This window comes from Fusibacter sp. QWL-12, from assembly GCF_058683495.1.
The window spans coordinates 994833-1009285 of record NZ_CM178745.1; the positions used below are offsets into that span (position 1 = coordinate 994833).

Annotated in this window: 16 protein-coding genes and 1 other annotated feature; of the genes, 1 reads left to right on the forward strand and 15 read right to left on the reverse strand. The window is 35.6% G+C overall.

The window, feature by feature from the left end:
- Positions 1–71 precede the first annotated feature (71 nt).
- Positions 72–263: a binding site (T-box leader), on the reverse strand.
- A gap of 76 nt (positions 264–339) precedes the next feature.
- The 4 genes from AC4PID_RS05210 to AC4PID_RS05225 form a co-directional block, all read right to left on the reverse strand.
- The gene (locus AC4PID_RS05210; RefSeq protein WP_492134509.1) at positions 340–1206 is read right to left on the reverse strand and encodes a tRNA 2-thiocytidine biosynthesis TtcA family protein; all 867 of its coding nucleotides are present in this window, start codon (positions 1204–1206) and stop codon (positions 340–342) included.
- A gap of 128 nt (positions 1207–1334) precedes the next feature.
- The gene (locus AC4PID_RS05215) at positions 1335–2078 is read right to left on the reverse strand and encodes an amino acid ABC transporter ATP-binding protein (RefSeq protein ID WP_492135361.1); all 744 of its coding nucleotides are present in this window, start codon (positions 2076–2078) and stop codon (positions 1335–1337) included.
- A 35-nt stretch (positions 2079–2113) separates the two neighbouring features.
- On the reverse strand, positions 2114–2779 hold the full coding sequence (locus AC4PID_RS05220; RefSeq protein ID WP_492134510.1) for an amino acid ABC transporter permease: 666 nt from the start codon (positions 2777–2779) through the stop codon (positions 2114–2116).
- Between the two features lie 4 nt (positions 2780–2783).
- Positions 2784–3653 carry an amino acid ABC transporter substrate-binding protein gene (locus tag AC4PID_RS05225; RefSeq protein ID WP_492134511.1) on the reverse strand — a complete coding sequence of 290 codons (870 nt, stop codon included), beginning with the start codon at positions 3651–3653 and terminating at the stop codon, positions 2784–2786.
- Positions 3654–4132: 479 nt separating this feature from the next.
- On the opposite strand from AC4PID_RS05225, the gene AC4PID_RS05230 reads away from it, so the two are divergent.
- Positions 4133–4384 (forward strand): hypothetical protein, encoded by a 252-nt coding sequence (locus AC4PID_RS05230; RefSeq protein ID WP_492134512.1) that lies wholly within the window; start codon positions 4133–4135, stop codon positions 4382–4384.
- Between the two features lie 589 nt (positions 4385–4973).
- On the opposite strand, the gene AC4PID_RS05235 is transcribed toward AC4PID_RS05230, so the two are convergent.
- The 11 genes from AC4PID_RS05235 to pflB form a co-directional block, all read right to left on the reverse strand.
- Positions 4974–5303, reverse strand: coding sequence for a hypothetical protein (locus tag AC4PID_RS05235; RefSeq protein ID WP_492134513.1), 330 nt, complete (start codon positions 5301–5303; stop codon positions 4974–4976).
- A 21-nt stretch (positions 5304–5324) separates the two neighbouring features.
- Entirely contained in the window at positions 5325–5732 is a 408-nt protein-coding gene (locus tag AC4PID_RS05240) for a hypothetical protein (RefSeq protein WP_492134514.1), read from the reverse strand.
- 33 nt (positions 5733–5765) lie between these two features.
- A complete protein-coding gene (locus AC4PID_RS05245; RefSeq protein WP_492135362.1) occupies positions 5766–6260 on the reverse strand; it encodes an RHS repeat domain-containing protein in 495 nt (164 codons plus the stop codon).
- Between the two features lie 100 nt (positions 6261–6360).
- Positions 6361–6648 (reverse strand): tetratricopeptide repeat protein, encoded by a 288-nt coding sequence (locus AC4PID_RS05250; RefSeq protein ID WP_492134515.1) that lies wholly within the window; start codon positions 6646–6648, stop codon positions 6361–6363.
- A gap of 234 nt (positions 6649–6882) precedes the next feature.
- Positions 6883–8115 (reverse strand): outer membrane protein assembly factor BamB family protein, encoded by a 1233-nt coding sequence (locus AC4PID_RS05255; RefSeq protein ID WP_492134516.1) that lies wholly within the window; start codon positions 8113–8115, stop codon positions 6883–6885.
- Between the two features lie 263 nt (positions 8116–8378).
- Positions 8379–9218, reverse strand: a complete 840-nt coding sequence (locus AC4PID_RS05260; protein ID WP_492134517.1) for a hypothetical protein — start codon at positions 9216–9218, stop codon at positions 8379–8381.
- 1 nt (position 9219) lies between these two features.
- Positions 9220–9363: a hypothetical protein gene (locus AC4PID_RS05265; RefSeq protein ID WP_492134518.1), complete on the reverse strand. Its 144-nt coding sequence runs from the start codon at positions 9361–9363 to the stop codon at positions 9220–9222.
- A 265-nt stretch (positions 9364–9628) separates the two neighbouring features.
- Positions 9629–9985 carry a hypothetical protein gene (locus AC4PID_RS05270; protein ID WP_492134519.1) on the reverse strand — a complete coding sequence of 119 codons (357 nt, stop codon included), beginning with the start codon at positions 9983–9985 and terminating at the stop codon, positions 9629–9631.
- A gap of 186 nt (positions 9986–10171) precedes the next feature.
- Positions 10172–10894, reverse strand: a complete 723-nt coding sequence (locus AC4PID_RS05275) for a Crp/Fnr family transcriptional regulator (RefSeq protein WP_492135363.1) — start codon at positions 10892–10894, stop codon at positions 10172–10174.
- 12 nt (positions 10895–10906) lie between these two features.
- Complete coding sequence (gene pflA, locus AC4PID_RS05280) at positions 10907–11662, reverse strand: pyruvate formate-lyase-activating protein (RefSeq protein WP_492134520.1); 756 nt, start codon at positions 11660–11662, stop codon at positions 10907–10909.
- Between the two features lie 148 nt (positions 11663–11810).
- The gene (gene pflB / locus AC4PID_RS05285) at positions 11811–14066 is read right to left on the reverse strand and encodes a formate C-acetyltransferase (protein ID WP_492134521.1); all 2256 of its coding nucleotides are present in this window, start codon (positions 14064–14066) and stop codon (positions 11811–11813) included.
- Positions 14067–14453: the final 387 nt, after the last annotated feature.

Here is a 14453-nt window from a genome sequence, read left to right on the forward strand (position 1 = left end):
TACTAATTTTATTAATTATAATTGCAACATGGGGACGTTACTTATGTCAAAAAATATAAAAACCTCGCCTATACAAAGGCGAGGGATATCGCGGTTCCACTTTGTTTGTGTCTCTGAGACGATTAACGGGGTCAACCGGCAACGCCTACTCTTTTCGGGCTGCACTCACGAGGGCATTCACTATAGCTTTAAGACCTTCTTGCACCATCCGAAGGCTCTCTAAACTCGCCACTATAACTACTCTTCTCGATCAACGCGTTACTATATTCATAACACGAATCGGTTTATTTTGTCAAGGTGTCGAACGATAAATGACAAATCGCTCGAACCTAAGACTGCTTAATCAAAATAATCGTCTAAGAAATTATGCATCTTGCCGCTTTTTTGCCAGCCCACCACGCAGTCCATTTGAACATTATGTGCGGATTTGAGGATACTCTTTTCCACATCAGGGTTAGAAGCCTTTAGCTGCTTGATGAGCGCTTTCATTTCCAGTCGTTTGCTCGATGTCTTCTTAGCTGCAACCATACACCCACAGTTCATCGGGGCTAAACCTGAGCTTTTCGTAAAATGAATGATTTCGTCTTCTCTAATATAGTACATCGGACGGATGAGCTCTAGCCCTTCAAAGTTATCTGATTTGAGTCTCGGCATCATGGTTTTCGTCATTCCTGCATAAAAGATATTGAGGAGCTGAGTTTCGATGACATCATCAAAATGGTGTCCAAGCGCTAGCTTGTTACAGCCCATCTCTTTAGCCTTCGCATATAAAGTGCCTCTTCTCATCTTGGCACACATATAGCAGGGATAATCACTTGAAATTTTATCTACCACTTCAAAAATACCTGAGTCGAAATAAGTGATGGGAATATTTAGATGTGCACAGTTTTCCTTTAAAAGCTTTTCGTTAACCGGATGATAGCCTGGATTCATCGCTAAAAACTCTAGCTCAAACTTCACTTGTCCGTGTCTTTGAATCTCCTGTAAAAGCTTACAAAGAATCAAACTATCCTTACCACCTGAGACACCGACAGCGATACGGTCGCCTTCTTCTATGAGCTTGAATTCTTTAACCGCTTTTATAAACTGGGTCCAAATGGTTTTACGATACTTTTTAATGATGCTTCTTTCAATTTCCTCAACGCTTTTAAGTGGCGAAGTTGCAAGTATTAGTTCACAGCCACTTCCCCTCAATTGTTCACTCATGGTATTTCCTTTCTATTTGACAAAAGCCTATCTGACTTCAGTCGTTTCAACTTTTCAATCAAGTTAAACCAGTAAAGATTTAAAGCCTATTAACATTTTTAAGTCCGATAGATATTATACGATACCCTTTAGATTGTGTAAAGGTTAAAACGATTTAAGAACTGTTTCACTCTTTCAGGTGCTTGATTTGAGAAAATCGTTTCTGGTGCGCCTTGTGTGATGATTTTACCTTCGTCCATAAATACGATTCGATCCGCTACTTCCTTTGCAAACTGCATCTCATGTGTGACAACTACCATGGTAAACCCTTGACGGCTGAGGGCTTTTATCACCTCTAAAACTTCACCCACACGCTCAGGATCAAGTGCAGAGGTTGGTTCATCTAATAATAGGACTTCAGGTTCAAGCGCAAGTGCTCTAGCGATACCGACGCGTTGCTGTTGTCCTCCAGACAGTTGATGTGGGTAGGACGCTAATTTATCTTCAAGTCCAACTTGTTGAAGGACATTTTTCGCTCTATGATCTGCCTCTTTTTCGCTTAGACCTTTCGCTTTTACAAGTGGAAGTGTCAAATTTTTCAGTACGGTAAGATGGCTAAAGAGACCAAAATTTTGAAAAACCATTCCCGTTTTTTCTACCAGTGATTTTTGAAAGCCTTTTGTCACTTTCTGAACGGTCAAGCTAGTCCCCTCTATTTCGTAAGTGCCGGCATCTGGCTTAACCAACAAATTCAGCGACTTTATTAAAGTAGATTTCCCCGATCCAGATGGCCCAATAATTGCGACGACTTCCCCTTTGCTCAGTTCAAAGTCCACTTGATTTAGCACCGTTAATTGCCCATAACGTTTGGTTATTCCAGTAACTTTTAGGATTGGCACTGACTTTAAGTCATTCGTCTCATATAACATTAGATGCTCTCCTTTCCCGCAGCCATCTTACTTTCAAGCTGCCTATTAATGAAAGTAACTGCCATCACGATCAACCAATACCATATGCCTACAGCAAGGTAAACCTCAAAGAATCGATAATTTTGAGCGGCACGCATTTTGGCAAGACCTAGTAAATCGCTGATGCCAAGCATAAAGGTTAACGATGTCCCTTGGATGACGCCTATAAAAGTGTTGCCCAGTGAAGGTAAAGCGATTTTCATCGCCTGTGGTAAAACGATGTACCAAAGGGTTTGCAGCTTTGTTAGACCAACCGTGTAAGCAGCATCACTTTGTAATGAATCCACGGCTCCAAGAGCACCTCTGATAGATTCAGCCACATAGGCACTGGCATTAATACCCATTACCAAAACCGCTGATTGAAAAGCGCTTAGTTTTCCTATTATAGGAAACAGCTGTGGTAATCCGAAGAAAAATAAAAACAGCTGAATCATCAGTGGGGTTCCTCTGAAAAAAGAAACCCATACACCTAGAATCTTATTGAGTTTGGTTTGTCGTAATATGCCGATGATCGTTCCTAAAACAAGTCCTATCGCCATGGCGATGAACGCTATCAGTAAAGTTCTTGGCAATGCTTTTGTCAACTCAACAAAAGCATTTACCAGCACCTCAGGTTTAAAGTTCATGCGCCTACCTTTCTGTTATATCGACGTTGAAGTACTTAAGTGAAAGTGACTTCATCGTACCATCCTCATACATAGCTTCAATCGCTTGATTGACTTCGATTAGAAATGCACCATTTGCTTCACTTTTTACGAAAGGAAAAGCATTTGTAAGCGATTCGATTGGCTCACCTGCAAGCTTTAAGTTTAAACCTGACTCGTTCACTACTGAAAGCAGTGCCAATTTGTCGTTTAATACAGCGTCGATTCTGCCCAGTGACAAATCTTGATATGCGCCTGAACCACTGTCGTATGTCACCACTGTGATTTCATTTGCGGTATCAAATGCCTTCACCATCGTTTCATAGTTTGAGCCTAAGCTAACGCCAACTTTCTTACCTTTTAGGGTTTCAAGGTCATACACAGAATCATCATCAGCTCTCGTCATAAGCTGTGCCCCATAGTAGACATAAGGCACTGAAAAATCGTATTTTTCTAAGCGCTCGTCAGTAATGGTAATTTGGTTGGCAATTGTATCGATTTGACCTACGTCTAGCATCCCGAATAGACCGCTAAAATCACTTGTAACGAACTCTACTTCTCTGCCTGTTCTTTTAGCAATTTCTTGCCAAACCTCTACATCAAAGCCTGTCAATGTGCCACTTTCATCTAAATAGGTGTAAGGTTTATAAGAACCACTCATACCAACTTTTATTGCAGTTGATTCAGCAGTATCATTATTTGATTCATCGGTGTTATTAATCTCTGTTGATGTCATCTCAGTGCTATTAGCTGCTGTATTCTCTGTATTCTTTCCTGACAGTAGTTGGCTACCCGCATATAAAGCTATGCCCACTACGGCAATGATGAGTATGATTATTAAACTTTTATTTTTCATTTTTGTTCTCCCTTATTTTTCTCTAATAAATTCAATTTTTGTGTTTTAAATTTTTTTTTCAAAATTAACTTTGAAAATCTTCAATATTTTGAAATACTTTCGAACGCATTTCATTTGTGACTGCAAGTATACTTTTGAACAAATAAAAAGGGAAGGTCTAAAAACCTTCCCATAGATCACTTGTATTCATCTAGATGTGGAAACTATTTTTTAGCACTCAAATTAGCCATTATTCACTTCTATCGAAAGAACAACAGCAACAGCATGCTAAATGACTTGGATTCAATTGTAAGCTCTTATACTCTATACGATTCATAAAATAACTCCCAATCTCATAGTTTCTGTTTGAAGTATACGCAATCAATTCCGACTTGTCAACTAAGAATTAAATAAATTACATTTTTTTAATGAAATTGAATCTCAATTGTGTTTATTACAAATTTGTTCGGATATCTATATACTAGAAAGGGGCGTGTCATATGCGATATATCATGGGTATTCAAATCGGAGATCAGGAACAAGACGAAAAGCGAGTAAAAGAGTTATTATCAAGACACGGACATATCATAAAAACCCGTCTTGGCTTACATGACAATACGTCATCAAAATCCACTAAAGGGATTATATTAATAGAATTTGTTAAAGGCTTCGATTCTGAAATTGCCTTCATGCAGGCTGAGCTTTCAGAACTGCCTACTGTAGAGGTTCGTCAAATGACGTTTACACAATAGCTTAAAGCTTTATTTATAACTGTAAACTATTTTCTATATCTGGTTGAGCCTTTCTAAGTATAAAATTTCTGTGATTTATTATAAATATCTCTCTGTTGATGGGAGATATTTTTGCTGTTTCGACTTTAACCTTCAATTTTATTTGAGGGATTTTATAGAAAAAGAACAATTAGTGACATTTAAACTTACATGAATAACTTAAAATATTATATTCAAGAGTATGCTTAATTTTGATTTTTATGATGATATTTGGATTCTAAACCAACCGACTGAAAAAAACTACGTCAATATCAAGTAAAAAGAGATAAAGAAAAATCCTCAACTACACGATGATAATTGAGGATTCATGATAATTCGAATTTTTTTTATAATTGTTTTTAATACCCTCCTTTTTACGCTTAAATGGTGATGTGCGTACAGGGTACTTCATGAATTTTTAATGCAAGGCTGACAAAGGTAACCATTGTAGTTATTGTGGTATTGGTCTCGCTAGGCACCGGGTGTACCACCCCAAGAAAAAGTGATAGACAATATATTATTATCTATCACCAAATTATAACTCTCTTGCAACCCTAACATAGTCGTTATATTAGAATTTTAAATTGCCTGCTCTCCATTGCTTTAATGTCATTTTGGCTGTGAAGGGTAATGTACCTTTTTTCTCTGTAATCTTAACCATAACCTGTTCCGCATTTGTATTGTCAACAGTAAGTAATTTTGAAGCGGCTTCAAATTTAACTCCATCATCATCCACAACTAAAAGACTTTCCAATGAATTTAATTTACCTTCATTACGCAACTCTTTGGCGATTGCTAATAACTCATCATAACATTTATTACCGTTCTTACTATCGCCTTCTTCAAGATAAATCCATCTTTCTTTAGCTAATTCTTGAAATCTAGACACTCTTGCATCCATCTATATCCCTCCTTAGTCAAACTACTTGAATACCCAACCACTATCAGTCGCAGTAACAGTTCCGAATTCTTCTAATAATTCTTTTCCATATTGAAATTGTTCGTCAAATGACTTTGTAGAAAGCCAATCTCGAACTGTTAACCCACCAGTAAAATCAAATTTTGATGAATAATGTGCTGAAATTTTCGAGTGTATTGAGCCACTACCATGAGGGATTGCTATTACATTATTAACATTATTGATTTGGTACGATGCGAAATTGGCACTTTTGCCCATTTGAGACTGTTCAACAAAGTGATGCCATGCCTTTCCATCACCAGGACTACCAAGGTACTTCTTCAATTCTGTAAATGAACTAAACCCTTTATTAGGTATAGCTTTTACCGTCCCCTTATACGCATCACTTATTACATCAGCTACGTCATCCATAGCCCTGCTATAAAATGGGGTAATCGCAAATAGTTACATTAATTCGATATCTTCTTCTGTTAATTTATGTCCAGAAATAATATCCTCACCATAATAACTATCTAATAAATCTTTAAATACATCAACCATAGGTATCATACTTACCAATGCAGAGTCTACTTCTTTTCCACCATAATTTTCATAGAAATAATGAGCTATTTCCCTAGCTTCAGCCAAATATCTTAATCTATATGAATCATGCCCAGATGGATCGATAAAATTTATTGGGTCATTTAAGCAATACGAATATCTGTTTAAGCTTCCTGGATTTTCTATTCTACCTCTAAATGAATCTTCAGTAATAAATCTACTAATTTCAGGACTATAATATCGACCTCTTAAATAAATCAACCCCGACTCATCGTCAAAATACTCTCCACTATATCTAAATGGATTTTTCTCAACCTCGCTTTTGCTTTCTAATAAGCCAAATGCTTCGTACTCATAATTATTTATAATTTGGCCTTGCTGATTGAGTACTTTAATTATATCACCATTTAACCATCACCTATCATACATAAGAATATGTATAACATTATAGATTTATGATTTTTAGGAAAAGGTAAATTCTTATAAAAGCTATTTCAAATCAATTTTTAAAAGATTCAATCATTTTTAATGCGGACAGAGCAATTTCGCTATCAGGGTATTGCTTGACAACTTTTTCATAATACTCTTTTGATTTGTCGCCATTTCCTGTTTGACTAAAGCAAAAAGCTATATTAATTAAAGCCATTTCTGAGTAAGACATCCTACTTGATGAAAGAATTATAATACTACGATATTTATCAATCCAATTATAGGAAGTAAAAAAATCATAACTTTTTTGAAATTCTTTAATTGCTAGATCATACTTTTTTTCTTTAAAATACTTCACACCTCTTCTATGATATTTAGGTACTATTTTTTTTTAAATTATATTTAATAAAAAAAATATTAAAGCTCCATAAAAAATCGGATCACTTAAATGTAAGCAACTTAATAAAAATGAAATTATAACAAAAACAACTATCTTTGCTACTATGCTTGACCATTTTAATTGTATTATTATTGGTTGTTTAGAAGACATTTTACTTCCTCCATTATTTACATATTTTTATAGTTTTATTTTCTATTCCTGAGTTAACGCATATAAATCCCACTGGACATTTATTTTTTCTTTCCATCCTTTTTTCTTATAGGTACGACAATTAGATAGTAAATAAATCAGCCCATCATTTCCTAAAACACATGAAACAATAGTTCCATTTATTGCAAACTCCCAAATTTTTTTCCCTTTATCAGAAAACACTTCAAGCCACGACTTATACTGAGGATAGTTCTGCATAAAGCTTGCTTGTATTACATTACTGAATTTATCAAGCACTGGTGGCATGTTAACGGCACCAGTAATCTGTGTTATCCATCTTTCCTTTCCAATACTATCTATTGAAGCCAATTTAAAATCATTCAGATTTAAATATAAATTTCCACCTTTATCAATCGCTGGGGAAGTTACTGCATACCCCTCAACGGGGTAATACTCCCATTTAGTATTACCATTCTCATCAATAGCTAATAAAGTATTTGATAAACAAGCATATATTGAGCAATCTTCTTTAATTATAAAAGGGGATGAGCCTAATCCCTGACCTAATTTTTTTTCAAATACTTTTTTTCCACTTTTATCATAAGCACATAAGCTTTTATGCTTATTTAAACCTATATATATTAATCCATTCTTAGATATAATAGGTTCAAACCAATTAACAGAGTCAAATTTATTCTCCCATTTCAGATTACCTTTATCTGTTATGCAAGATAATGTTCCTTTTTCGTTTTCATATGTAAAAATATAAATATTTCCATCCGCATCAAGAACAGGTTTTGAATAAGGCTGATCATTAATTGTAAATTCCCAGTTAAGTTTTCCATCAGGAAATAAACAATATAACTTGTGTTTTGATCTATTTTTAGAGTCTGTAGTAGTTAAATAAACCAAACCATTAGTTCCTATCACAGGAGATTTTAATCTCATATTGGTTTTAAATATAATATTTATTTGACCTGTACTATTTATTTTAATTAATCTTCCAACATTATCACCAACAATATTATTATCACAGTCTGAAATTAGAATATTATTTTCACTATCTATTGCAAATCCGCCATTTACTATAGCTCCATCTATATAAGCATTATCCATACTTACTTTCCATAATAACCTTGGTTTGCTTGGCACTTCAAATCTTGACAATCTCGTCCAATTTGTGTCAGTAGGGTGTATAGAATACTTATCATAACCACCGTACTCAAAACCACCAACACCTTCATTATTATCGAATTGAAATAAATTAAAAGACATAATAATTTCCCCCAATATGAATTAAGATTGTATTATCTATTATTGATGTGGTATCAATTTCATAAATGAGTAGCAAGAATGTCTCTATTTTCTTGCTACTCTTTGTACTTCACAACCATTTTGATTCATTTTTACTATTAGCTCGGTTCTCGCCCATTATGGAAACTTTTTTATTTCTACTGATACCTAAAAAATGATAGGCTGATACCGTTACCTGGGCTATCGTGTATCTCAGCAACACTGACCAGACATACATTGATCAATCAAAGTATTGTTATAGGGAAAAAACTAGATTGTATTTTGTTTTTCTTAAAAAGATTACGCACCCTTGAACTAACAATTATAACTTGCAAACGAAAATTATCTACATATTCATGTGACAGGTTAAAGTCCAAAGCTGCACTTAATTTTTTTCTCTCATACTGAGCATCTGAACGGTGATAAACAACTTGATGCCCACACTTTTCATACCGTTTATCAATATACGGATTCTTTATCAACCAAGCGCAATCACTCATAGGCGGTAGGACATTATGAATGTTCATCACGAAATATTTTGGCATCTCTCGTCCCTTGTAGTCTTTTACTTCACACTCAAATGACACTCCTGTCAAATTATTTTCCAATATAAGATTCTTAATAGGCTCAGTTACAAAGATTTCAGGGTATAGTGTTCCGATACTATATTTCTTGATGAACTTACGATCAACAAATACATCTCCAATTGGTTTTCCACCAAGCCCACAATATGGACAACCAAACGAATACTGTGTACCATAATCATCAGCGTCTGTACCTTCAAGTTGCAACGGAGAATGAATACGCATTTCGAAATATTCAGCACGTTCTTCCTCAGTTTTTGTATAATGTACTGTTTGAAAAATAGTTGGATTTAGATGGCATTTTTCAGCTAAATCCATAACATATCGATAGCTTGAGGAATTCTCTGGTAATGGTAAATTAAGCTGCCCTCGTCCTAAATATTCATAACTTTTTTTAAATACTTTAGGAATATCATGTTTGACATGCTCATAAATTTCACTAAGAAGCGCATCTCCTCCATCTCCTCCGGTTATAATACATATTAATGGTACTCTATCCAACTTACCACTTCCCCCAATCAGTAATTTCACCAGCTTTACCAGCATCATTTCCAAGAATTTTAGCAAATCTCATTTCAAATATGTGATGTACCTTTAATCCAAGATCTGTAGCAATCTTCTTTATCTGTATATGAACCAGAGCCAAAAGATACAGCTATAGCTCCGTTGTCCCATAAAAGAAAGCTTGGGTCATAGTACTTAATCGGATTGTTGGCACAATATGTGTATAAATTCAAGGTTAAAGGATTTTTGGGTATCCTCTGTCACTATCCTCTAAAAGCGTTCGAAAAGTTGCAGGATTATAATTTCTCTTTTATCAATTCTCAATCTTCATAAATGTTCTTGTAATTAATCAGTTGGTGATCAATCATCAATTTATTCTACTTAACTCGGAAGAATACTGGCTAAATTTAAAAAATTGCGTTCCATACATTTGTCACTACCTCAAACCCTTGTAGGAATACAGTTATCACTGAAATTATTACTCCTATTAAAAATTGAATCAAGTTTGCACGTAAAGCATAATTATTATCATTGATATAGTTTGAAATGAAACGCAATTTAAAATAAAATCGTTCAGTAATTATTCCACTAATAGCAGAAATACTCACTAACATCCCAAATATAAACATCACATTATTTGAAGGTAACGACCTTCCAACTCTAATCATTAAAAAAACAACAATGAATAAAATTGGATAATGAAGTGCTGTACTTCTGTACCATTTTGGCTTGCTCAGCTCTTGTTTGTTTTCATAATCAACCATTTTAAAATCCCCCTAAAATTTAATTTGTTATTTATAAATACCTTTATTGGTATTTTCTGATAATTATAACAAAAAAATTAAATCCTCAATATTCAATTTCAAATTTCTAATGATTTTCTAATATCCTTTACATAATTCATATTTTGCAAATAAAAAACCTCCCAACATTACAGTTGAGAGGTTCACTTATATCATTGCCTTAAGCTTATCTAAATCATAGATCAGTATTTTTTTGACGCCAAGTAGCTTTATAAGGCCCATTTCATCAAATAGCTGTAGCTTACGAGACATGGTTTCCCTTGCTATACCGGCATAGCTCCCCATCTCCTCGCGATTGATGGTGAGTTCTAGCATTACACCACCTTCATCGTCAGGCTTTCCAAAATCGGATGCCAAATCGATCAGAAGTCCAATTACCTTCGCATCGGGGTTGCTACTTGAAAGTCTCTGAACAAGACTCTCAGCCTTAATGATGCGCTCATAGGCCTTTTCAAATATCTTAAGTGTGATTTCTGGATTACTGATCATTACCTTGTCAAAGGATGATTTTTCTAAGGTACTGATGTGTGTATTTTCCAGTGCAACTGCACTGAAATCAAACTCATCTTCCTTTAGTAGATTAAAAGCGCCAATAAAGTCTCCTTCTGATAAAATGTAAAGGATTTGCTCTTTTCCATCCATCATGTTCTTAAAGATTTTGATTTTACCCGTACAGACGATGTAGAGCTTATTTGCTTTTTCTCCTTGTGAGAAAATAACGTCGCCTTTTTTATAATCACGTGAAGAAACCCCTTCCGAGATCTTTTCAATTTCTTTATCGTCAAGACCTGACAGTAAGGGGATGTTGTTGATACATAATAGTTTTCCGCATTTTATACACTGATCGTGGTTGCATTTAACTGATAAAATAGGATCACCTTCCTACGCTATTCTAGATAGCGTCTTTTTTTTTCGCACATTCAGCTTTTCATTGATTTCTTTCTCGAAAATATTGGCGCGATCTTGATTCATAGCTGGAACTGTTTCTAACTGATAAGGGATATTTAATTGAGAATATTTTTCAGTTCCAGCTTTATGATAAGGCAAAATGTCAATTTTATCAACTTTTTTTTGAATGGGTTCAATGATATCGAGGATTTCTTCAATGATTTCACTGCTATCAGAATAGCCCGGCACCATGACATGACGTATGGTTACAGTCCCGTCAAATCCTTTGCTGACCTCTTGAATAAAATTTCTAATCCCACTCATATCTAAACCTGTGATTTCTTTATGCATTTCTTCTATTGGATGTTTGATATCCAGTAAAATGTGATCGGTTACTTGAAAGATCGCCTGATAATAAGCCATCTGCCCATAGCCCGAAGTGTCAACACAGGTTGTGATGCCTTCTGCTTTAAGTGCTTTAAAAGCTTCAAGTACGAATTCGCCTTGCATAAGTGGCTCACCACCCGAAAAAGTAACACCACCGCCAGACGCCTTGTAATAGCTTTTATAACGGCTTGCAAGGGCAACCACTTCTTCCGTTGTAATGGTTTTCTCTCCCTTGAAAGACTGAGAATCTGGGTTGTGGCAGTAAAGACATCTTAAAGGACAACCTTGTAAGAAAAAAACCGTTCTTATACCAGGACCATCAACCAGCCCCATCGTTTCTATCGAATGTAATTTTCCTGTCATTACGACCACACACCTTTCTCTTTTTATATGATTCATTCCTCATTTTTTCCGATTTCTCGGTTTTATCTCTATTTAATATTTGCACATGATTCTTATCGAAAATTTAAACTATCCAAAACGCTATAATTTCATGCGTATCAGACTTGATCTATACTCTTTCATGGAAAGTTCTTCTGATGACTTCTTCTTTTTGTTCTCTCGTCAATCGGTTAAAGTGAACGGCATATCCAGAAACTCTAATCGTTAAAGTTGGGTATTTCGCTGGATTTTCCATTGCATCGATCAAAAGTTGACGTGATAGAACGTTAACATTGAGGTGGAAAGCATCTTTTCCAAAGTAGCCATCTAAAAGACCTGCTAAATTGTTCTCACGATCTGCTTCTGAACGTCCAAGCGCAGTTGGTACAATTGAAAATGTATTTGAGATACCATCTTGGCAAACGCCTTCAAAAGGAAGTTTTGCAACTGAGTTAAGCGATGCCAGTGCACCCATTTGATCACGACCATGCATTGGATTTGCACCTGGTGCAAATGCTTCGCCCTTTGCTCTACCATCAGGTGTTGCGCCTGTTTTCTTACCATAGACGACATTAGAAGTAATGGTTAATACAGATAAAGTTTTTTCAGCGCCTCTGTAGGCTTCATGCTTTTTAAGTTCACTTGAGAAGAATTCAAGTACCTCTTTCGCTAAGAAATCCACACGATCATCATCATTACCAAACATCGGGAACTCACCTTCGATTTTAAAATCGATAGCGATGCCCTTTTCGTCTCTAACCGGTGATACTTTAGCATATTTAATTGCACTCAGTGAATCAGCTACGATTGATAAACCTGCTACACCAAACGCCATATAGCGATGTACATCTGAATCATGTAATGCCATCTGTCCTTTTTCATATGCGTACTTGTCGTGCATAAAGTGGATCGTGTTCATCGTATTTACATAAAGTTCTGCAAGTGATTGCATGACGGTTTTAAAATTCACCATGACTTCATCAAAGTTTAAAACTTCATTTGATTGATTTGCATCCACTAACTTTGGTACACCTGTTAATACGTTAATTACAGAACCATCTTTTTCTCTTTTGTACTCATCGTTGCCTTCGTTGATGGCATAGAGTAACGCTTTTGCTAAATTGCTTCTCGCTCCGAAAAACTGCATGTCTTTACCGATGCGCATCGGTGAAACACAGCATGCGATACCATAATCATCACCATAAATTGGTCTCATAAGGTCATCGTTTTCGTATTGAATAGCGCCTGTATCGATAGACATCTTTGCACAGTAACGCTTGAAGTTCATTGGAAGCGCCTCTGACCATAACACAGTCATGTTCGGTTCTGGCGCTGGATCAAGGTTAGTAAGTGTATGCAAAAATCTGAAGGCTGTTTTTGTAACAAGCGTTCTACCATCTTCACCTACACCGCCAATTGACTCTGTCACCCACGTTGGATCTCCTGCAAACAAAGTGTTGTAGTCAGGTGTTCTAAGATGACGGACCATTCTTAATTTTATGACCAATTGATCGATTAATTCTTGTGCTTCAACCTCTGTAAGTAGGCCAGCTTCGATTTCTCTTTCAATATAGATATCTAAAAATGCGGTATTTCTACCGAGAGACATAGCAGCGCCATTGTTTTCTTTAATCGCTGCAAGGTAGCCATAGTAGAAAAACTGTACTGCTTCTCTAGCCGTTTCAGCTGGCCTTGAGATATCATCACCATAGCTTTTTGCCATAGCGGTGATTTCTTTTAGCGCTGTGATCTGCATGGAAATTTCTTCTCTATGTCTGATATTGACTTCCGTTGCAGGTGCTTTTTCGAATTTTCTTAAATCCTTTTTCTTTTCAGAAATCAAACGGTCTGTCCCATAAAGTGCAATTCTTCTATAATCTCCGATGATGCGACCTCTACCATAAGCATCTGGTAATCCAGTTAATAGACCAACTGATCTAGCAGCTTTCATGTCAGATGTATAAGCGTCAAACACACCTTCGTTATGTGTTTTTCTATAGGTTTTAAAGTCATCCGCCATCTCTGAGTCCATATGATACCCATAAGCTTCAAGCGATCCTTCTAGCATTCTGAAACCACCATAAGGATTCATGATTCTTTTAAGTGGGGCATCTGTTTGAAAACCCACAATGACTTCGTTTTCTTTTTCGATGTAGCCTGGTTTAAATGCATCAATGCCTGAAAAAACATTTGTTTCAATATCAATGATGCCCTTTTCAATTTCTTCTTCAATTAAAGCTTTTGATTTCGCCCATACTTTACTTGTTCTATCACTCATTTTAACCAAGAAAGTATCATCACCGGTATAAGGTGTGTAATTTTTTTGAATAAAATCTCTTACATCTATTGAATTTTCCCAGTTTCCCTTTACAAATTCCCTTTTCATGTGTACCTCCGTATCTGCCGAATCCTCTTATCTTGTATACATAATACTTAATTCTTGAGTTCATTATACGGTCTTTCCCAATTTAAATATGTGACTGGACGCACACTTTTTGATTTTTTTACCCCTTTTTCATGACATTTTCTTCATAAAGTTAATCTAAACCTTACATTGGACTAATCTGTTTTTCACATTCATAGGTTAATATTAAGTCGTACCAACAAACAACCTAAACAATCGCATGATGATTCGCTTTAAAAAATAGGAGTTCAGATGCTTACTCTCAAAAACCTTCTCCTCAATCAAGATAAACAAATTTACCTTTTTTTAAACGCTGGGTCAAAACACGACTTTATCGCAAAAGTCATGCGATGGATCACGCATTTGGGT

Coding starts and splice junctions, on each gene's coding strand:
- AC4PID_RS05240 (WP_492134514.1), bottom strand. CDS start 5,732: ATGGATGACGTAGCTGATGTAATAAGTGATGCGTATAAGGGGACGGTA.
- pflB (WP_492134521.1), bottom strand. CDS start 14,066: ATGAAAAGGGAATTTGTAAAGGGAAACTGGGAAAATTCAATAGATGTA.
- AC4PID_RS05235 (WP_492134513.1), bottom strand. CDS start 5,303: ATGGATGCAAGAGTGTCTAGATTTCAAGAATTAGCTAAAGAAAGATGG.
- pflA (WP_492134520.1), bottom strand. CDS start 11,662: ATGACAGGAAAATTACATTCGATAGAAACGATGGGGCTGGTTGATGGT.
- AC4PID_RS05220 (WP_492134510.1), bottom strand. CDS start 2,779: ATGAACTTTAAACCTGAGGTGCTGGTAAATGCTTTTGTTGAGTTGACA.
- AC4PID_RS05255 (WP_492134516.1), bottom strand. CDS start 8,115: ATGTCTTTTAATTTATTTCAATTCGATAATAATGAAGGTGTTGGTGGT.
- AC4PID_RS05225 (WP_492134511.1), bottom strand. CDS start 3,653: ATGAAAAATAAAAGTTTAATAATCATACTCATCATTGCCGTAGTGGGC.
- AC4PID_RS05210 (WP_492134509.1), bottom strand. CDS start 1,206: ATGAGTGAACAATTGAGGGGAAGTGGCTGTGAACTAATACTTGCAACT.
- AC4PID_RS05230 (WP_492134512.1), top strand. CDS start 4,133: ATGCGATATATCATGGGTATTCAAATCGGAGATCAGGAACAAGACGAA.
- AC4PID_RS05270 (WP_492134519.1), bottom strand. CDS start 9,985: ATGGTTGATTATGAAAACAAACAAGAGCTGAGCAAGCCAAAATGGTAC.